The sequence below is a fragment of the Hanstruepera flava genome (genome assembly GCF_023634025.1).
GTDB classification, from domain to species: Bacteria; Bacteroidota; Bacteroidia; order Flavobacteriales; family Flavobacteriaceae; genus Hanstruepera; species Hanstruepera flava.
In genome coordinates this window covers 875,893-895,566 of sequence record NZ_JALJCW010000001.1, presented here as the reverse complement: position 1 = coordinate 895,566, position 19,674 = coordinate 875,893, and the positions used below count along the sequence as shown (strand labels likewise).

Annotated in this window: 24 protein-coding genes; 17 read left to right on the top strand and 7 right to left on the bottom strand. The window is 33.6% G+C overall.

All coding sequences use genetic code 11. From position 1 onward, the window contains the following. Nucleotides 1-4 precede the first annotated feature (4 nt). Entirely contained in the window at nucleotides 5-1,057 is a 1,053-nt protein-coding gene (gene arsS, locus MTX13_RS04290; RefSeq protein WP_250433146.1) for an arsenosugar biosynthesis radical SAM (seleno)protein ArsS, read from the bottom strand. Next, a complete protein-coding gene (locus MTX13_RS04285; protein WP_250433145.1) occupies nucleotides 1,058-1,393 on the bottom strand; it encodes an arsenosugar biosynthesis-associated peroxidase-like protein in 336 nt (111 codons plus the stop codon). A gap of 145 nt (nucleotides 1,394-1,538) precedes the next feature. On the opposite strand from MTX13_RS04285, the gene MTX13_RS04280 reads away from it, so the two are divergent. The 11 genes from MTX13_RS04280 (at nucleotide 1,539) to MTX13_RS04230 (ending at nucleotide 9,767) form a co-directional block, all read left to right on the top strand. Continuing rightward, on the top strand, nucleotides 1,539-2,795 hold the full coding sequence (locus tag MTX13_RS04280; RefSeq protein ID WP_250433144.1) for a cation:proton antiporter: 1,257 nt from the start codon (nucleotides 1,539-1,541) through the stop codon (nucleotides 2,793-2,795). Continuing rightward, nucleotides 2,792-3,418 (top strand): Crp/Fnr family transcriptional regulator, encoded by a 627-nt coding sequence (locus tag MTX13_RS04275; protein WP_250433143.1) that lies wholly within the window; start codon nucleotides 2,792-2,794, stop codon nucleotides 3,416-3,418. Before MTX13_RS04280 ends, MTX13_RS04275 begins: the two co-directional genes overlap by 4 nt. Before the next feature lie 78 nt (nucleotides 3,419-3,496). After that, nucleotides 3,497-4,300: a sulfite exporter TauE/SafE family protein gene (locus MTX13_RS04270; RefSeq protein ID WP_250433142.1), complete on the top strand. Its 804-nt coding sequence runs from the start codon at nucleotides 3,497-3,499 to the stop codon at nucleotides 4,298-4,300. 68 nt (nucleotides 4,301-4,368) lie between these two features. Further along, nucleotides 4,369-5,781, top strand: a complete 1,413-nt coding sequence (locus tag MTX13_RS04265; RefSeq protein ID WP_250433141.1) for an MBL fold metallo-hydrolase — start codon at nucleotides 4,369-4,371, stop codon at nucleotides 5,779-5,781. A gap of 112 nt (nucleotides 5,782-5,893) precedes the next feature. Then, nucleotides 5,894-6,172, top strand: coding sequence for a heavy-metal-associated domain-containing protein (locus MTX13_RS04260; RefSeq protein WP_250433140.1), 279 nt, complete (start codon nucleotides 5,894-5,896; stop codon nucleotides 6,170-6,172). Further along, a complete protein-coding gene (locus MTX13_RS04255) occupies nucleotides 6,162-7,157 on the top strand; it encodes a Tll0287-like domain-containing protein (RefSeq protein ID WP_250433139.1) in 996 nt (331 codons plus the stop codon). The genes MTX13_RS04260 and MTX13_RS04255 overlap by 11 nt, the downstream gene beginning before the upstream one ends. Nucleotides 7,158-7,159: 2 nt before the next feature. After that, nucleotides 7,160-7,456, top strand: a complete 297-nt coding sequence (gene trxA / locus MTX13_RS04250; protein WP_250433138.1) for a thioredoxin — start codon at nucleotides 7,160-7,162, stop codon at nucleotides 7,454-7,456. Continuing rightward, nucleotides 7,449-8,042 (top strand): methyltransferase domain-containing protein, encoded by a 594-nt coding sequence (locus MTX13_RS04245; RefSeq protein ID WP_250433137.1) that lies wholly within the window; start codon nucleotides 7,449-7,451, stop codon nucleotides 8,040-8,042. The genes trxA and MTX13_RS04245 overlap by 8 nt, the downstream gene beginning before the upstream one ends. 97 nt (nucleotides 8,043-8,139) lie before the next feature. Further along, nucleotides 8,140-8,697, top strand: a complete 558-nt coding sequence (locus MTX13_RS04240; protein WP_250433136.1) for a YeeE/YedE family protein — start codon at nucleotides 8,140-8,142, stop codon at nucleotides 8,695-8,697. Nucleotides 8,698-8,700: 3 nt separating this feature from the next. After that, complete coding sequence (locus MTX13_RS04235; protein ID WP_250433135.1) at nucleotides 8,701-9,114, top strand: DUF6691 family protein; 414 nt, start codon at nucleotides 8,701-8,703, stop codon at nucleotides 9,112-9,114. Between the two features lie 53 nt (nucleotides 9,115-9,167). Beyond that, nucleotides 9,168-9,767 carry a peroxiredoxin-like family protein gene (locus MTX13_RS04230; RefSeq protein WP_250433134.1) on the top strand — a complete coding sequence of 200 codons (600 nt, stop codon included), beginning with the start codon at nucleotides 9,168-9,170 and terminating at the stop codon, nucleotides 9,765-9,767. Nucleotides 9,768-9,775: 8 nt separating this feature from the next. Here the strand turns inward: MTX13_RS04230 and MTX13_RS04225 are convergent, their stop codons facing one another. After that, nucleotides 9,776-10,510, bottom strand: coding sequence for a porin family protein (locus MTX13_RS04225; RefSeq protein ID WP_250433133.1), 735 nt, complete (start codon nucleotides 10,508-10,510; stop codon nucleotides 9,776-9,778). Nucleotides 10,511-10,542: 32 nt separating this feature from the next. Further along, complete coding sequence (locus MTX13_RS04220) at nucleotides 10,543-11,640, bottom strand: hypothetical protein (RefSeq protein WP_250433132.1); 1,098 nt, start codon at nucleotides 11,638-11,640, stop codon at nucleotides 10,543-10,545. A 146-nt stretch (nucleotides 11,641-11,786) separates the two neighbouring features. On the opposite strand from MTX13_RS04220, the gene MTX13_RS04215 reads away from it, so the two are divergent. After that, nucleotides 11,787-11,969 (top strand): hypothetical protein, encoded by a 183-nt coding sequence (locus MTX13_RS04215; RefSeq protein WP_250433131.1) that lies wholly within the window; start codon nucleotides 11,787-11,789, stop codon nucleotides 11,967-11,969. 8 nt (nucleotides 11,970-11,977) lie between these two features. Here the strand turns inward: MTX13_RS04215 and MTX13_RS04210 are convergent, their stop codons facing one another. From MTX13_RS04210 to MTX13_RS04200, 3 genes are read right to left on the bottom strand one after another with little or no spacing between them, the layout of a single operon-like run. Continuing rightward, nucleotides 11,978-14,485 carry a carboxypeptidase-like regulatory domain-containing protein gene (locus MTX13_RS04210; RefSeq protein WP_250433130.1) on the bottom strand — a complete coding sequence of 836 codons (2,508 nt, stop codon included), beginning with the start codon at nucleotides 14,483-14,485 and terminating at the stop codon, nucleotides 11,978-11,980. Next, entirely contained in the window at nucleotides 14,469-15,380 is a 912-nt protein-coding gene (locus tag MTX13_RS04205; RefSeq protein ID WP_250433129.1) for a FecR family protein, read from the bottom strand. Before MTX13_RS04205 ends, MTX13_RS04210 begins: the two co-directional genes overlap by 17 nt. A gap of 49 nt (nucleotides 15,381-15,429) precedes the next feature. Then, on the bottom strand, nucleotides 15,430-15,954 hold the full coding sequence (locus MTX13_RS04200; RefSeq protein ID WP_250433128.1) for an RNA polymerase sigma factor: 525 nt from the start codon (nucleotides 15,952-15,954) through the stop codon (nucleotides 15,430-15,432). Between the two features lie 150 nt (nucleotides 15,955-16,104). Between MTX13_RS04200 and MTX13_RS04195 the strand changes: the two genes are divergently transcribed. The 5 genes from MTX13_RS04195 (at nucleotide 16,105) to MTX13_RS04175 (ending at nucleotide 19,669) form a co-directional block, all read left to right on the top strand. Further along, entirely contained in the window at nucleotides 16,105-17,175 is a 1,071-nt protein-coding gene (locus tag MTX13_RS04195; RefSeq protein WP_250433127.1) for a hypothetical protein, read from the top strand. Between the two features lie 29 nt (nucleotides 17,176-17,204). Continuing rightward, the gene (locus tag MTX13_RS04190; protein ID WP_250433126.1) at nucleotides 17,205-17,684 is read left to right on the top strand and encodes a hypothetical protein; all 480 of its coding nucleotides are present in this window, start codon (nucleotides 17,205-17,207) and stop codon (nucleotides 17,682-17,684) included. 109 nt (nucleotides 17,685-17,793) lie between these two features. After that, on the top strand, nucleotides 17,794-18,177 hold the full coding sequence (locus MTX13_RS04185; protein WP_250433125.1) for an OB-fold protein: 384 nt from the start codon (nucleotides 17,794-17,796) through the stop codon (nucleotides 18,175-18,177). 15 nt (nucleotides 18,178-18,192) lie between these two features. Beyond that, nucleotides 18,193-18,786, top strand: coding sequence for a T9SS type A sorting domain-containing protein (locus tag MTX13_RS04180; protein ID WP_250433124.1), 594 nt, complete (start codon nucleotides 18,193-18,195; stop codon nucleotides 18,784-18,786). A 28-nt stretch (nucleotides 18,787-18,814) separates the two neighbouring features. Further along, entirely contained in the window at nucleotides 18,815-19,669 is an 855-nt protein-coding gene (locus MTX13_RS04175; protein ID WP_317238871.1) for a DUF5777 family beta-barrel protein, read from the top strand. The last annotated feature ends 5 nt before the right edge of the window (nucleotides 19,670-19,674 follow it).

Below are 19,674 nucleotides of genomic sequence, written 5' to 3'. Positions count from 1 at the left end.
TTTGTTATGTAACACTACCTTGGCAGCTACTTCCTGCACCAGCAGTGCATCCGTAGCAATGTTGCGAAATAACAATTGGACGACCTTCCAACAATTCGGATTGGTATTCCGAAATATGTTTGACTTTACTGTTTACAGGGAGGTTCAGCATTTGGTTAAAATCGCAATCATATAAATAACCATCCCAACTTACCGAAAGCGTATTGGTACACATCACGTTTTTAACGGCTTCTGGATTATAAGCATCAACCAACGCATGCATATAGTCTTCGTAATTTTCTGAAGCAATTAAATAATCTAAAAATCGACTTATGGGTAGATTGGTTATGGCAAATAGATTATGGAATTGGATTCCAAAATCATCCAACAAAGCCTTTTTGAAATCTTTTTCCAAAGCCGTTTGATTGCCAGGTAAAAAAGCACCTGACGGATTATAAACTAAATCTAAACGTAATTCGCTATCAGGCATTCCGTAGCCCATAGCATTTAAATCTTTAAGTGCTTGAATGGATTTGTTGAAAACCCCATCGCCTCGCTGTTTATCTGTTTTTCCTTTTGTCCAGTGTGGCATAGAACTTACCACATGAATATTATGTTTTTTGAAAAATTCGGGCAAATCATAATATTTTTTATTAGCACGAATAATGGTAAGGTTAGAGCGAACAATAAAATCTTGGATGCCTGCTTTGGAGGCTTCTTCAACAAACCACCTAAAGTTTGGGTTCATTTCAGGAGCGCCACCAGTTAAATCGAGTGTATGGGCATTGGTTTTTTTTATAACATCTAGGCATTGCAACATGGTTTCCTTTGTCATAATTTCTTTACGGTCAGGACCAGCATCTACATGACAATGTGCACAAACTTGATTGCACATATAACCCACATTAATTTGAAGGATTTCAAGTTTTTTAGCTCGTAAAGGAAATTGGTTGCTTTCAGCAATTTTATCTTTAAATTTTAGCAAATCGCCATTTTGAAAGATACCGTTTGATAAAATTTCTAACTGACGTTTGCTTTGGGCTAATTCACTATGTCTTTTATGGAGCGATTTGAGCATTTATAAATCTAATTTCTTGACTTTATTCATCATTTGCACGCCATGAACCAATGAGGCACCACCACGAATAGCACCAGCTACATGTAGAGCCTCCATCATCTCTTCTTTAGTTATGCCACGTTGTAAGCCATCTCCTGTATAGGCATCAATGCAGTATGGGCATTGTATGGTATGGGCAACAGCTAAAGCAATTAATGATTTTTCACGTTCGGTAAGATGGCCTTCTTTAAATACTGCATTGTAATATTCAAAAAATTTTGAACCGAGTTCTTCATTCCAATCTGATATTTTTCCAAACTTTTTTAAATCAGCTGGATCATAATATGTTTTTTGCATAATTGATGTTTAATTCACTTTTGAAAAAATGAAATATACAGCTTTAAGTCGAAGATGTATAGTAAAGATTACATAAAATTACACGGATTTTCGGTCTAAATAACATGTGAAAAATGGTATATTGCATATCGAATAAATTGACTTCATGGATTACTTTCATATTATTACAATACTCGTTGTTTTATCAGCACTTTTTGGTTATGTAAATGTACGGTTCTTAAAGCTTCCCAATACTATTGGTTTAATGTTGATAACCATAGTTTTTACAATGGTCGTTTTTGCATTAAGTTACTATGATGCAACCCTGCTTGAAGCCGAAAAATATATTATCACCCAAATTGATTTTAAGGAAGTATTGCTTGACATTATGTTGAGTTTTATGCTATTTGCTGGTGCTTTGCATACCAATTTTGAGCAATTACGTGTGCAAAGATGGCCTGTATTGGTGTTTGCAACACTAGGTGTTTTAGTATCGACTTTTCTGGTTGGCTATGGTACATATTTTATATTACCATTGTTTGGGTTAGAGGTTGAACTTATTTACTGTTTGCTCTTTGGGGCACTGATATCTCCAACCGATCCGATAGCTGTTTTAGGCATCTTGAAAAATGTAGGTGCACCAAAACAATTGGAGGCTAAAATTGTAGGTGAATCGTTATTTAATGATGGTGTAGGTGTAGTTGTATTTTTAACCATTTTTAAAATTGCTCAAATTGGGAATGGAGAGATAGAAGTATCTGAAATTTTTGAATTATTTGCAGTTGAAGTCATAGGAGGAATAGCATTAGGTTTAGCCATTGGTTGGATTACTTACAGGTTAATGAAATCTATAGACGATTATGATATAGAAGTCATTATAACACTAGCTGCTGTAATGGGAGGAACTGTTATTGCACAAGCCTATCATTTATCGGCACCATTAGCTATGGTTACAGCAGGGCTTTTAATTGGTAACGATACGGTAAGAAGTTCTGCCATGTCGCATATAACGGAAAGTTATGTTGATAAATTTTGGGAGTTAATAGATATCTTATTGAACACTATTTTATTTGTATTAATAGGCATGGAGATTTTGGTTTTAACGTTTGAAACCCACTATATATCTGCTGGTTTAATTGCCATTCCCTTGGTGTTGGTATGTCGTTTTCTGTCATTATTATTACCCGTACGGTTTTTTGAAAAACGTTTGAATTTTGCACCTAAAACCAATTTAATTATGACTTGGGGCGGATTACGCGGTGGTATTTCAATCGCACTAGCTCTAGGGTTGACAGTTGATATGCAGCGCGATTTGTTTTTAGTGATTACCTATTTTATAGTGGTGTTTTCCATATTGATCCAAGGTTTGACCTTAGGGAAATTAGTAAAACGCTACTCATTAACAGAACATAAACAAAAATGATTCAAGAACTCACTCAACATTATTCGCATCTTTTTGAAAAGGAACTTTTAAATGAGATTAATCAAGTAGGCACTTTTAAAGAGATATCGGAAGGTTATAAGTTAATCGAGATTGGACAGTATGTTAGGTCTATGCCTTTGTTGGTTTCTGGAGCTATAAAAGTTCTTCGTGAAGATGGTGATGGTGATGAATTGTTGTTGTATTTCCTTGAAAAAGGTGAAACTTGTGCTATGACTTTAACCTGTTGTTTAGGACAAACCAAAAGCGAAATACGGGCTATTGCGGAAACGGATGCTAAACTTATTATGATTCCTATTGAAAAAATGGAAGAATGGTCTGGTAAATACAAGAGTTGGCGTAATTTTGTGTTTGAGAGTTATCATAACCGACTTAACGAACTTCTAGAAACTATTGACAGTATAGCTTTTCTTAAAATGGATGAACGTTTGTTGAAGTACCTTAATGAGAAAGCTCGCATTTCTAATGACAACATAATACATAGTACACACCAAGAAATAGCTTATGAATTACATACTTCGCGAGTGGTTATTTCTAGGTTGCTCAAAAAGTTGGAAAATTTAGGTAAAGTAGAATTACATAGAAACCATATTGTTCTTAAGTGAGCGTTATGCGTGTAACAGTTGTTACTTACTATAAAATCTGCATTCAGTACCTTTGCTGACATCTTTCAAAATTAACTGATGGATATACTGGAAATATTAGGTTATATAAGTGCACTGATTATTGGTGTTTCTCTTGGATTAATAGGTGGCGGCGGATCTATATTGGCTGTCCCTGTGTTGGCCTATCTTTTTATGGTTAACGAAAAAGTTGCGACGGCATATTCCTTATTTGTAGTAGGGTTTAGTGCCCTTATTGGCGGTTTGAAACAGCATTTTAAGGGATATGTAGATTGGCGAACTGCTTTTGTATTTGGACTGCCTGCTATAATTGGAGTAACATTGGTACGGTATTATGTAGTGCCAGCACTTCCAGAAGTACTTTTTAATTTAGGTGGTTTTGAGTTCACACGCCGTATGGGCATGTTTGGACTATTTGCAATTTTAATGATTCCTGCTGCATTTTCAATGTTGAAAACACGACAGGAAAAACAAGAAGATCTGGTGGTTACCTATAATTATCCCTTAATACTTTTAGAAGGTTTGGTTGTTGGTGCCATTACGGGTTTTATTGGAGCTGGTGGTGGATTTTTAATTATACCAGCTTTAGTCATACTAGCTAATGTAAAGATGAAAGTTGCCGTAGGGACATCACTAATTATTATTGCATTTAAATCACTTCTGGGTTTTTTTCTTGGAGACGCCATAACAATGGAGATAGATTGGACCTTCCTTTTAACATTTACGGGTATTTCATTAATCGGTATCTTTGTAGGAAGTTATTTAGGGAATTTTATTGATGGTAGCAAACTAAAAAAAGGATTTGGTTATTTTATTTTTGTAATGGCCATTTTCATTTTTTACATGGAGTTTTTTGTAAAATAGAATTGTAACATGTGTTACTGTAGGGTTTAGCTGTAACCCTTAAATTTGTAAAAATTAAAATTAAGATTATGAAAATAGAACAGATATATACAGGATGTTTAGCACAAGGTGCTTATTACATTGAAAGTAAAGGAGAAGTGGCTATTATTGATCCACTTCGTGAGGTTAAGCCCTACATTGATCGAGCAACAAAAGATAATGCTACCATAAAGTACATTTTTGAAACGCATTTTCATGCCGATTTTGTTAGTGGACATGTAACTTTAGCAAAAGAAACAGGGGCAACAATTATATATGGTCCAACGGCAAACCCTAGTTTCGATGCTTATATAGCAAAAGATAATGAAGCTTTTAAATTAGGTGATATTACAATTATAGCCTTGCATACTCCTGGACATACCATGGAGAGCACAACATACTTGTTGCGTGATGAAAACGGTAAGGATCATGCTATTTTTAGTGGAGATACTTTGTTTTTAGGTGATGTTGGTCGTCCTGATTTAGCCCAAAAGGCAGCTGATATGACACAAGAGCAATTAGCTGGCTTATTGTATGATAGCTTACGCTCGAAAATTATGCCCTTGGCAGACGATGTTATTGTTTATCCAGCGCATGGTGCGGGTTCCGCTTGTGGTAAAAATATGATGAAGGAAACTGTTGATACACTTGGTAACCAGAAACAAATGAATTATGCCTTAAGAGCTGATATGACACAAGAGGAGTTTATTAAAGAGGTAACCGACGGCTTACAGGCACCACCAAAATATTTCCCTTTAAATGTTAAAATGAATAAAGAAGGCTATGATGATATTGATGTGGTTTTAAAAAGAGGAACCCAAGCTTTGTCGCCAGATGCTTTTGAGGCCGCAGCAAACGAAACAGAAGCTATTGTTTTAGATGTACGCCACCAAAACGATTTTGTAAAAGGCCATATTCCAAGATCTATTTTTATTGGAATTGATGGAGGGTTTGCTCCTTGGGTTGGTGCATTAATTGCCGATGTAAAACAGCCTATTTTATTGGTTACTCCAGAAGGTAGAGAAGAAGAAACCGTTACACGGTTATCGCGAGTTGGGTTTGATAATACACTAGGTTATCTAGAAGGAGGATTTGAAGCCTGGAAAGCAGCCTCTAAAGATTATGATACCATTTCTTCCATATCAGCAGAAACATTTAAAGACACTTTAGAAAAGGAAACTGTTCCCGTATTCGATGTTAGAAAAGAAGGCGAGTTTATTAGTGCCCACATTAAGGATGCCCATTTAACGCCTTTAGATTTTCTAAATGATCATTTAAGTGAATTCCCAGAAAGTGAAACCTTTTATGTGCATTGTGCTGGTGGTTATCGTAGTGTAATAGCAGCTTCTATTTTAAAGAGCAGAGGGATTCATAATTTAGTCGATATAGCAGGAGGCTTTGGTGCTATAAAAAAAGCTGGTATTCCTGTAACAGATTATGTTTGCCCATCCACTTTAAAGTAATTAGTTTATATGTATTCAAGAAAAAGGAGCAACGAAAGTTGCTCTTTTTTTGTATCACATGTTACAGAAGTATTGAATAGCTTTTTATAATTTTACATCTAAATTCTGTGTTATGGAACATATAATTAAAATTCAAAATTTAAAATGCGGTGGTTGTGCCCATACCATACAAACTAAACTATCTGACATAACTGGTGTGAGTCATGTAACTGTTGAGATTGATAAAGATGAAGTGATTTTTAATTGTGACTCTGATAGTTTGGTTTTGGACGTGAAGCATAAGCTGAAAGCTCTAGGTTATCCCGAAGAAACAGAAGCCAATACTATAGTTACAAAAGCAAAGTCGTTTGTGAGTTGTGCAACAGGAAAATTATCAAATCATGAAAAGTAAGATAGCATTTATTTTAATTGCAATGATAGCGTTTTGGAGTTGTAAGAACAATTCTAATGAGGATAGTAAATATACCAATTCAACTCCATTGGAAAGTCAGGATGAACATCCAGGAAAAAAGCTTATGGAAGTCAATTGTTATGTGTGCCATAGTCCAACGGCAAGTCATGACAGTCGTATTGCGCCACCTATGATTGCTGTTAAGCAGCATTATTTAACTGAAGGGGTTTCAAAAAAGGAATTCATAAAAAGTATCCAAAAATTTATGAAAAACCCTAACGCTGAAGATTCTAAAATGCCTGGAGCGGTGAGGCGTTTTGGTGTTATGCCCAAAGCAGTTTACCCTGAAGCGACAATTACACTTATAGCAGACTATATCTATGATTTTGACATTGAACAGCCAGAATGGTTTGAAGATCATGTTAAGCAAGAGCAGGGTAAGGGACAAGGCAAAGGTATGGGCAACATGAAAGGGCAACAGCAAGCTTCGCATGAAGAAGCAGATCTTTCCTATGAAGAAATAGGAATGCAATACGCTATGGGAACAAAAACTGAGCTTGGTAAAAACCTTATGGGAACCATTCAGAAAAAAGGAACGCTCGCGGCTGTTGAATTTTGTAGTGAAAAGGCTTACCCAATTACCGATAGTATGGCCGTTGTTTATAATGCAACAATTAAGCGCGTGTCTGATAAGCCTAGAAACCCTGACAATGCAGCGAACTCTAAAGAGCGATATTATATGAGGCGGTTTGAAAAAGCAATACGTAGTAAACAAGAACCCAAGCCAATACTAGAAAACGGTCCAAAATCGGTTAGCTTTTTCTATCCAATTACAACCAATACCATGTGCTTACAATGTCATGGAAAAAATATTGATAGTAATGTTTACAATACAATCAAACGTTTGTATCCTGATGATAAGGCTATTGGATATGCTGAAAACGAAGTTCGTGGCATATGGAGTATTTCGTTTAATAAAGAGTAATTATGAGTAATTTTTCAAGTATAATACATAAAGACAAGCCCGTTTTAGTTGATTTTTTTGCCGAATGGTGTGGGCCTTGTAAAATGATGAGTCCTATCCTAAAAGAAGTCAAAGATTCACTTGGTGAATCGGTTTCTATTTTAAAAGTAGACGTGGATAAAAATCAAGCTTTAGCGGCACAACTACAAGTTCGTGGTGTGCCCACGCTTATTTTATATAAAAATGGGAAACAACTTTGGAGGCAGTCTGGTGTGGTGCAAAAGAATGATTTAATTAACTTGTTGAAATCTCATGTCTGAAAGCATACGTTTATCTGAAGCATTTTGGGACAATCGTTATCAAAACAATGAAACGGGTTGGGATATTGGCACTATTTCTACACCGCTTAAAACTTATATCGATCAATTAACAGATACCGATTTAAAAATTTTAATTCCAGGAGCTGGAAACGCATACGAAGCCGAGTATTTATGGCATAATGGTTTTAAAAATGTAACAGTGGTAGATTGGTCTAAAACGGCCTTGAGCAATATTAAAAATAGAGTTCCCGACTTTCCAAAATCACAATTAATTCATGGCGATTTTTTTGAATTGCAATCTGCATTCGACTTAATTTTAGAACAGACCTTTTTCTGTGCCATTAATCCTAATTTACGGCAGCAATATGCCAACAAAGTGCATCAGTTATTAGAAGACAATGGAAAGCTGGTTGGTTTGTTGTTCAATGACAAATTAAATAATGAACATCCACCATTTGGAGGCTCGAAACCTGAATATGTTAATTATTTTAAACCACTTTTTGAGTTGGAGATAATTGAGCCCTGTTATAATTCTATTGCGAGTCGAGATGGAAGAGAGCTCTTTATTAAATTCAATAAAACATAGCTTTGCTTATGGACTCAAAATTTTTATTAAACAGAATATTTAAGAACAATCCCTATCTTGCGGACTTTTACTTAACTCTTATTTACAAAAAATAAATATGGATTTTATATTACAACCATGGCCATGGTATGTTTCTGGACCAATGATTGCCTTGATTATGTTTTTATTGATTATGGTTGAAAAACGATTTGGAATGTCTTCAAATTTAAGAACCATGTGTAGCATGCTAGGTGCTGGAAAAAAAAATGAATTCTTCAATTTTGACTGGAAGTCACAACGTTGGAATTTAGTAGTCGTGTTAGGAGCTGTGATTGGTGGTTTTATAGCTTCACATTTTTTAACTCCAAATGAAGCCGTGCTAATTAGTGAAAAAACGATTTCTAATTTACAAGTCTTGGGTTTTGAAAGTGCCGGTAAAACATATTTACCTACTGAATTGTTTAGTACTTCCGCCTTAAGCGATTTGAAATCTCTTGTTATTTTAATTATTGGTGGATTTTTGGTTGGTTTTGGGGCACGATATGCTGGTGGTTGCACATCGGGTCATGCCATTTCTGGGTTAAGTAATTTGCAGCGTCCTTCCTTAATTGCCGTAATAGGTTTTTTTATTGGTGGCTTGGTTATGGTTCACTTTTTATTTCCTTTAATTTTTTAGAGCATGAGAACACTTGTATATTTAGCAATAGGTATTTTGTTTGGAATTACCATGTTTAAGTCAGAAGCTGCTTCGTGGTTTCGAATTTATGAAATGTTTCAGTTTCAATCTTTTCATATGTACGGTATTATTGGTGCCGCATTAATTTTGGGAGTTTTAATGACGTACTCCATAAAGCGTTTTAAAATTAAATCGTTTTATAAAAACGAAATTCATATTGAAGCCAAAGAAAAAAGTTTCTATAGGTATTTAATTGGAGGTGTACTTTTTGGGTTAGGTTGGGCTTTGGCAGGCGCGTGTCCTGGGCCTATGTATACACTTGTTGGTGCCGGATACGGCTCAATGGTTATAGTGGTTCTGGCCGCAATTTTAGGCACCTATGTTTATGGGGTATTAAAAGATAAACTACCACATTAAATAATTTTGTAAGGAGTTAAACAAACTAAAGACTTAACCTAAAAATTATACTTATGAAGTCTTTACCCCTATTGTTTGCTCTATTTTTATCATTTACTTTATTTGCTCAAGTTCCAGAAAAAGCGGAAGATATTAGCCCACTTCTTATAGGTGAGCAATTGCCGGATGCTACACTGTTAAATGTAGATGGTGGCGAGGTTAGCTTACAGCATGTTTTGAAACAAAAACCATCAGTAGTTGTGTTTTATCGTGGTGGCTGGTGTCCATATTGTAATCAGCAATTAGGTGCGTTAGCTGAAGTTGAATCCCAAATTATTGAGTTGGGCTATCAAATAATTGCCATTAGTCCAGACCATTTTGAAATGTTAAATCCAACAGCTGAAAAAGAAGGTATAAACTATCAGATTTATGCAGACCCTCAAGCCAAATTTATTCAGCAAGTAGGAATTGGATTCAAAACTCCGGGTATGGCAAAAATGTATATTGCCAAGAAGACTAAAATGGAGGCTACAGAGATATTGCCTGTTCCAACTGTTTTTGTTGTAAATACTTCAGGAGATATTCTGTATGAATATATTAATCCTAACTATAAAGTAAGGTTAAGTCCAGAATTATTGATAGCTAATTTAAAGGCATTAAAAAAAGAACTATAGAAAAGGAGTTATAAGTTTTCATTTAAGTTTTTTTGGGCTAACTCGTCCGTTATAAAGGGGAGTGTTAGATGTAAGGCTAAATAACTAGAGTTGTTATTTTTTGTACTAATACGATCGGTAATAATATCTGTGAAGCCATGATAGTAGCGTAAATGAATAATTATTCCCTTTCCTTTGTGTGCCTTTCCAAGCACATAAGCAAAATCGGCTAGCATACCAAAATCTACTTCTTCAGTATAACCATCAAAATTTTGAGTGAAATCACCTTCTGGTCTTTTAAAAACTGCCCTAGATTTTTGAAGTAGAGATATTTGTGGTGCAATACCAAAACGATATTTTTTATTAGAAGTCTGGTAGGTTATGAATACTGGAATATCAATATAATTGAGAGAGACTTCCGTGGGGACATTAGCAAACTGAGAGTCTAAATTTGAGTTGCCACTCATTAATGAAAACGTATTGAATTGTATATTACGTCGAGCTAAAAAATAAACGTTTGGACTTAAGAACCAATTTTCTGATAATTTTAGATTTCCTCCAATACCAAAATTAACACCAAGTTTAGAACGTTTGGTGTTTTCGATATTAGCGTAAAACGGTTGATTTACACCGAATTCTAAACTAATATTAAATTTTTCGGAAGCTACTTTGTCCCCAAATAATAAAGCGAACAATGCAGCTTGAGCCTGCAATGTTGATAGAGATAAAAAAAAGACTATACAGAAAACGAATGATTTTTTCATGAACCAGATTTTAAAAGTTATGAGTGTATTATTTATAAGCCAAATCGATATTGCAATCCGCCAAAAAATTGTTCTCTACCTGAAGAATACCCATATTCAGCTCGAATCATCCAATGCTTGTTAAGTTGAAATTGTGTTCCAACAATAAAGTTCCACATCGTTTCTTGTTCTTTATCTAATGTGTATTGTAGGGTTGAACTATCTGCGGTATTCAAAGCATTTTCGGCACCATTTAAAACAGCAGATGCTGCATTGAGCTTTAATTGATTTCCTTCACGCTTAGCAATATTGACAGGATTTGCTTGTTGAACAGGAGATAAACTATTCCACCAATCATCCAACTCCATTTGAGCTTCTCCAACTTTTATTTGCCCATTCATTACTTTTTGCTCCCATTGATCAATAGGTAATACTTCATCCAGAGCTAAATGTCCTTTTGTGTCCCTGTTAACTTTAACTCTGAATCCTCCAACCCAAATAGATATGTTTCGTTGAGGTTTTTTAAAGTTGAATGTTTTACCAATGCGAGGGTCAAAAACAAAAGCATATACGGGTTTTTCTTGAGCATCAACATCAGTCCAAGTAAAGTTCATGTCCAGGGCAATCCATCCTCCAAAAAAACCAACCGTGGGTGTTAGGCCAAATCCCACAGTAGTGGTGTTAAAATTAGGGCTTGTCTGTATTCTAAATAATTCTTCAGAACTATTTATTCTTGGTATCACTACACTAACATCAACATTGGTGGATGTATTAGCCGTGGCAAATATACCATAGACATTAAGGAATGGGAATACCCATATATCAGGCCTAATATTCACACCATTAGAAGTAGCAGTCGTTTTGTTAAATCGTATTAGGTCGTCAACGTTATATAATTCACTGTTATTGAATCCAACACTAACATTTGAAATAATAATATTTGATTTCTGTGTAAGGTAATTAACACTTAAGCCAGCCGAGTAAGGTAAGTCAAATCCTAAAGCATGCGTTTTTTTTCCAAAAATGGGCAGTAAATAGTTATATTCAGTGGTGTCGTTTTTCTTATTATTGAGTTCGGAATACACTTGAGCGGTTATTTCTCCTATAAAAACAAAAAGTAGTAATAGAAAGCACCATTTTTTCTTAATCATTATTTCTTAAATTATAAATATTAGTATATCTAAAATGACTATGTTTCATAAAACGTAAAGATATATAATTTTAAGTAGTAGCCTGAATAGATACTGAATAGGTTTGTTATTGCTTTATGTGTACCTCATTAATCTTTGCATTTGATATGACAAAAGGATTTTTTTTCAAAAAAAGTAAGGGCATTAGCGATATTCTGCCAGTACCAACCGTTTTAATTGTAGATGAAAAGGGAACGATTTATTTTGAATACATTAATCCCGATTATTCAACAAGAATTAGTGAGGAGATACTTTTGGCCAATTTAAAGGTGCTAAAAGATAAGATTTAGATTCTTAATTAGTTAAAAATAAATCGAGCTGATAAGTTTGGTGTAAAGTTTAATGATAATTCGTTGATTTCAACAATAGCATCATTTCTTATCGTGTAGTAAGTGTTCAATACATTTTCGTTTCCAAGAATATTCCAAAGTGATGCCCCAAACACTCCTTTAACTTTGTTGCTAATGTTAACATTGTATACGGCTGATGCATCAACTCTAAAATAAGATTCCAAGCGTGAGGAGTTTATGGGCTCGTAATTTATAGTGTTGTTTACTATTTCATTACCTTCTATAGGTTTGGTATAAGGTTTTCCGGAATGCCAATTAACACCTAATGAGAATTTGAAGTTCTTTTTTGTATAGGAAGAACCAAAAGTAATAGCGTTTGTAATATCGTAGTTGCTAGGAAATTGATAGGAACTAATAGAATCAAACGAATACTTATTGTTCATATAAGAATAACTTACCCAAAGATTATAATTGGGGAAAGACTTTCTAAACAGTAAATCAATTCCATAGACATTATTTTCACCGCTAGATTTAAGTTCTTGATATTGATTAATAAATCCTTGGCTTTGTGTGGTTATGCCTCTAATTGCTTTGTAGTAGAATTCGGAACTAATTAAAAAATTGTTTTTGGAATAGTTAATGCCAAAAGCAGCCTGTTTACTTTTAATAATTGGGATAGTAGAATTGTTAGACAATTGCCAGCGTCTTTTTTCAACACCTAAAAAATCATTTTGCAGGTTTATTATTTGGGATGTATTTTGGTTTTTAAATTCCCCTAAGATTTCTATTGAAAAGTTTTGCCAGAATTTATGGGTGAAACTCAATCGAGGTTCAAAAAGACTTGTGTTAAATTCCCCTATGTAATTATAGCGGATACCTAAATTTAGACGTGTTTTTTTACTGTTGCTATTGTAGGTCAATTCGGAAAAAACACCATTTGTTCTTAAAACTTCTGAAACTAATAGCCTATATCGAGGCATATCGACATCATCTAGATTGGTTATTTCGGTTTCAACAAAATGATAGCCCAATTGGAGTTTTAAGTTGTTGTTAATAGTATAATCCCCAAAAAATTTAATACTGGATTCAGAAATTTGGTTCTCTTGTAAAAACCTTTGGTCTTCTAGTATATTTGAGTTTGTGGCTTGTAATTTATAATCCGATTCATAAAACTCAAAAGTTGTATTAAATCGCTCATTCCATGCGCGGTTATAAAATATTGATCCAGCTATACTATTTTGTGTTAGTTTACTTTCTCGAGAACGTTGAATGTTGTTTACAACTGTACTTTCATCAAATACAAGCTTGTTGGACGCATTAATGAAATTAACTCTTAATTTGTCTTTTTCGCTGATTTCGTATAACCATCTCAAAGAAAAATCATAAAAGTCAAAGTCTTCATTTGAGTTTGTTATTTCAGACGTGTTATTTTCAAATCCGGGATTTTGAGTAATTCTTTCAAAATACCTATTAAATGTAGGGGTTGTTGTTACATCGTTCAGTGATTTTCTGGCTGCTATTTCAAGAGAAGATTTGTCACTTATTTTTAAGTCAAGATACCCGTTAAAGTCAATTAAATTAAACCCTAAACTCCAATTTGTTTTTTTGTTGAGTTGGTTGCTGGTATTCATTATTATAGTGCCAGATACACCATCTGTATATCGTGCATTGGTTCCATTTTTTATAAGTACAACATCATTTGTAATTTGAGGATTGTATAAAGATATTAACCCGAAAAAATGACCTGACTGATACATTTTTATACCATCCCATAATATTAAGTTTTGGTCATTAGATCCACCTCTTATGTTAATGTTTGAAACTGTTTCGTCTACACTCAAAACACCAGGGAAGGCTTGTACGGATTGTAAAACATCAGTATCAATTAAACCCGGTAGAATGTCAAACTTTGAAAAATCTATCTCATAAGAAGCCGATTTGGTTTTTGTTATACCATTTGTAATGTAATTGGTTAAATACACTTCAGATAAGGATTGAATCTCCGGCTTTAGAAAAATATCTTTACAATCGGCATTTAAAAACTCATTAGCCTTTAACTCTAAAGTCGTAAAGCCTAATGAGCGAATGGTTAGTGTGCTTTCAGAATTATTAACATCAAGTTCAAAAAAACCATTTTTATCAGTTACAGTACCATAATTATCAACTTGAATAGAAACATGTTCTATGGGTTTGCTGTCTTGATAATTTTTAATGTTTCCACATATGGTTTTATATGTGTATTTGGTAAGAATTATTATACCATTTTCAGATAGACTGGCTTTTAAGTTGGTTTCTTTTTCTAAATAATTTAAGGTTTCATCAATAGTGAATTCTATGCTGGGAGATACAATAAAAACATTATTAATGTTGTCTGGAGCATAATTGAATTGCACATCATATCTGTTTTCAATGTCCTTTAAAATAGTTGCTAATGAGGTTTTGTCTTGAGCAAATAAGTGTAATGCATTGCAAAAGAATAGGCAGATTAACCAATTGATTTTAGTTGTTTGCCTCATATATAAGAACACTATTGTTAGTACTAAACGTATACAATAAATTCAGGGGTTTTGTGATAGACAAAAGGGCGTTATCTAAATCATTGTGAATAAACATACCTGTAAACAGTCGGGTTAAATCTATGTTATCGGTTTTGATTGTAATGTTGTATTGGCGTTCTAATTCAGCAATTACATCTTGAAATGCTATGTTTTCAAAACTACTTTTGTTATGAAGCCAGTTAGGACTTTCTTGGTTTATATTGCTTTGGCTGAATTGATTGTTATATATTTTAAAAGTGTTTCCAGCAAGAAGTCTTTTGTTCAACGTATCTGATTTTACTTGTACAATACCTTCAAAACATTGTACTTCGAAATAATGTGCTCTATTTTTTACATTAAATTCTGTACCAACTACGGTAACAGTGCCTGAACTTGTTACCACATCAAACTTTTTTCCCTTTGCAACTTTAAAAAATGCTTCGCCTTCAAGATTCAATGTTCTATTCTCTTCCCAGTTTTTTTCTTTGTAGGTTAAAGACGATAAGGCATTAAGTGTGACTTTTGAATTGTCTGGAAGCATGACAGTAGCGCTTTCGCCTATTTGAGTATCTACGTTGGTTGTTTGTTTAAAAATAAAAGAAAAGTATACGCCCAAACCAACCACTAGAATAGCAGCAATACGTAAAAAGGGCTTGTGCCAAGATATTTTTGATTTGTTAGGGACTTGTTTCTGGAATTGGTGTTTGAAATCTTCAAAATCAGCTATGGTAATATGGTCTGAAGCTTTAAATTTTTTAGCGCTATCAATAATTTGTTTATTAAATGCAAAGTCCTCCTGATTCTGAAAAATTTCTTTTTCTTCTTCAGTTAATTCGTTATTTAACCACTTTTTTAATAAGTATTCTTCTTCCATCTAATACATTATCTTTATTATATAACAACTCACTTTTAAAAAATCCTGATTATTTAATAGAAAAGTTTTTTAATTCAGATTTTAAAATTTTAAAAGCACTGTAAATTCTATACTCCACAACTTTTTTCGTTACGCCTAACATTTCAGCTATTTCAATATGTTTTTTGCCATCAACTTTATTAAGTAGAAATGCAACGCGCTGTTCTTCAGTCAATTTTTCAAGAACCTTTTTGTAGCATTCATAATATTCATCCTGTTCTAAAATAAATTCGGGTGTCTCATAATCTTCTTTAACCTGATGTGTTTTTTGGTACTTTAAAACCACTTTTTGGTGCTTAATTTCATTAAGCATTAAATTGTTGGCCACTTTAAAAAGAAACGATTTGGTTTTATCTAGTGTTACTTTCTTACAATTATTCCACAATTGTATAAAGGCATCTTGAGCTTTATCGCTAGGGCTGTGTTGACCTCCATATTTATAGTACAAAAAAGCGGTAAGGTCTTTAGCATATTTATTGTAAATATGTTTAAAGACTGATTCATCGCAAATGTTTTCTTGTAAATCTTTCTTCAAGGTTACTTTTTGATTACTAAATATATAAATTAAAGTGTAAAAAGAACATTTAAAAAGAGGAGTTAGAAAATCTTGCAAAAAAAAATCATCTTTTTTTCAGGACTTTTTTAAAGTTAGTTGTTTTAGTATTAGAAAGCGAAACCTAAAACAATGAAACTATTAAAATTACTATATCTATTTGTATTGACAGCCTTATTCTTATTTGGTTGTAGAACTGAAGAAAGAGAATATATTGAAGCGCCAACAGATGAAACCATTCAACCAAATTCTGTAATAGCCAATCTAATGAAATGGACGGCTTCTAATGATGGTTCCATAGATAATATTATTGACTATGCGAATTGTTTTACGATACAATTGCCAGTTTCGGTCACAGCTAATGGTGTGCAAATTACTATAAATACCATTGACGATTACAACACAATTGAAGCCATTTTTGACGAGCTTGACGATGATACAGATACCATTGTAATTAGCTACCCTATAACAATAATTTTAGACGATTTTACTGAAGTTTCAATTACTAATTATACAGAATTATTAGGTTTTGCCAATACCTGTAATGGAGAAAATGAAAGTGATGATGATATTGAGTGTATAGACTTTATTTATCCAATAAGCGCTTCTGTTTTTAACGTAAATAATGAATTAATTGACACACTTTATTTTAATGATGATAGTGAACTGTATAGTTTTTTAGATGAAATAGAATCAAGCGATATAGTTAGTCTAAATTTTCCAATAACTGTAATCCTTTATGATGACACCCAATTAATTGTCAATAGCCAATCAGAATTGGAATTGACTATACAAGACTTTGCCAATTCCTGCGATGAGGATGATGATTACGATTTTAATGATGACGATTGTAACAATTGTACACCTTCGCAATTGGAATCGGTTTTAACTGATTGCTCAAATTGGATTGTAGATAAGTTGGAGCGATTTGGTAATGATTATGATGATTTTTATGATGGTTATGTCTTTAACTTCTTTACCGATGGGTCTATTGTGGTGGAATATGGTAGCAATACACATTATGGAACTTGGTCTACCTCAGGAACAGGCAATAATATTGTTGTTGAAATAGATATACCAGACTTGTCTTATTGCAACAATAATTGGAACCTACATGAAATACAACAAAATGCCGGAGAAACTAAAGTCGATTTTAGAGTAGGAGACGATGATCGCCTTCGCTATGAAAGTACTTGTAATTAAAATAAATAATCAATTAAAAAACTAGAACTATGAAATCAGAAATTTTTAAAGCTTTAATGCTAATGTTGAGCTTAACATTGCTATCTACAACATGTTCTCATGACGATGATGATGTTTTTCAAAACAATAACAGTGACCAGATACAACAAATTGAAGACCAAGTAGAGGCTGGCACATGGAGGATAACCAGTTTTATAGATTCTGGACAAGATGAAACTCATGATTTTACAGGATATGGCTTTTTGTTCCGTTCCAATGGCGAGTTGATTGCCACTCATAGTTCAGGTTCCAGTTTAACAGGTTCATGGTTTATTTCAAATAGCAATAGCAATGATGACAGTAATAGTGATATTGACTTTAATATTTTCTTTAATGTATCAGACTCAAGCAATTTTGAAGATCTAAATGATGACTGGGACATTGTGTCGCATTCTGATAATATGATAAAATTACGAGATGTTAGTGGTGGAAACGGAGGTGTTGACACACTGACATTTGAAAGAAATTAAACTGAAAAAGAAGAATTGAATACACCCTAAATCTTTTGCCCTAAAGCATGTTAGTAGCTAAACTGCTTCAATTAGGATACTCTTTGAAGCAGTTTTAAAAAAAAAGTTTATGCGCAAAAAGATTATTATAATAGCATTATTACTTATTGTTTTAGCAATTTTTGGATATAACTACGTCTTTCAGAATCATAGAAATATCCAATTAGAGCCTGCCAGCTATGTAACTTCTGCTTTAGTATTAGCAAGAGAATTTCAAGAAAACTCTAGTGGTTCTGAATTGAAATATCTAGACAAAACCATTCAAGTATCGGGTAAGATTTCAGAATTAAATAATCTGTCAATTACATTAGAAGAAGCCGTTTATTGCCAGTTTATAGATACTCTAAACTTGAAACTCAAACTAAAAGAAAACCTACAGATTAAAGGACGCTTTATTGGCTATGATGATTTATTGGAGCAAATCAAACTAGACCAATGCCATATTATTAATTAATTAAAATTTTAAAACATGAAAACAAAATTACTAGTGCTTGTATTTTTAATTACAATAGGATTACAAGCCCAAACAACACACGACCTTATTTGGGAGAGAGGTTTTGAAAGCCCAGAAGCAGATTTAACCATTGATGTGGGCGATACCGTAAGATGGACTTGGACAGACGATTTACCACATACGGTGGAAAACAATACAGGTAGCACAGAAACTTTTAATAGTGGTGTGTTAACTGGGTTGGGGCAAACATATTCGTATACATTTACAGTTGAGGGTACAAATCCATATTTCTGTGGAATTCATGGAGCAAATAACATGTCTGGTGTTATAACCGTTCAGCAAGGCTTAAGTGTTGACGAGTTTAATGATGTGTCTGTTAAATTAACTCCAAATCCTGTGCATTCTAAGTTAACGATCAAGCTGCCACAAAGTTTAACCAATGGAAGTTTAAAAGTAATTGATTTAACAGGTAAAGTAGTATTGAACAATACCATTGTTAATTCAGGAAATGCTATAGATATTAATGTTTCAGATATTAAGTCAGGTATGTATTTGGTTAGGTTAGAGTTTAACGATAATGCCATAACTAAAAGATTGATAATTCAATAAATACCAAGCGTGTCAAATCTATTTCTATATGATTATGAAGAAACTATGGATTACATTATTCTTTTTGCCAATAGGACTATTTGCCCAAGAGGATTTGCTTGATGAAATTGATACAGATTCAACTAATAACAGTTATGCAGAGGCGACCTTTAAGGCGCTAAAGATTGTTAATTTTGAGTCTACTAAACTTGTGGCAAAAAAAGATTTCACTCTTGTGGTGGCGCATAGGTTTGGAAGTATTGAAAATGGATTTGACACGTTTTTTGGACTAGATGATGCTGTAACAAGATTAAACTTTATATACGGTATATCTGATGGATTCAATATTGGTATATCAAGAAGTTCTTATCAAAAAACGTATCAAGGATCTATTAAATATAGGTTGTTAAGACAACAAGAAAACGGATTTCCGTTTACTTTGGTAGGTTTCAATGCTATTTTAATAAACACTGGCTTGAGCGAAGATAACTTGCCAAAACTGGAGTTTGTAAATAGACTAGGTTATACGGTACAGTTTTTACTAGCCAGAAAGATAAATACGAAGCTCTCTCTTGAATTGGCGCCAACTTTTTTTCATGATAATTACGTAATGGTTGACAGCCAAGATAACTCGCAATTTGCAATTGGTTTCGGTGGACGATATAAAATCGCCAAACGATGGTCTATAAATGCAGATTATGGGTGGCATCTCAATAGAGCATCAGACTCACCATTTCGCAATCCGTTATCAATAGGTGTGGATTTAGAAACTGGAGGACATGTTTTTCAAATGCATTTTACAAATGCCCAACCTATGAATACAAATTATTTTTTGGGTCAATCTACAGGTGATTGGAGCGAAGGAGATATTTATTTCGGATTTAATTTAAGTCGAACATTTTAAAAATT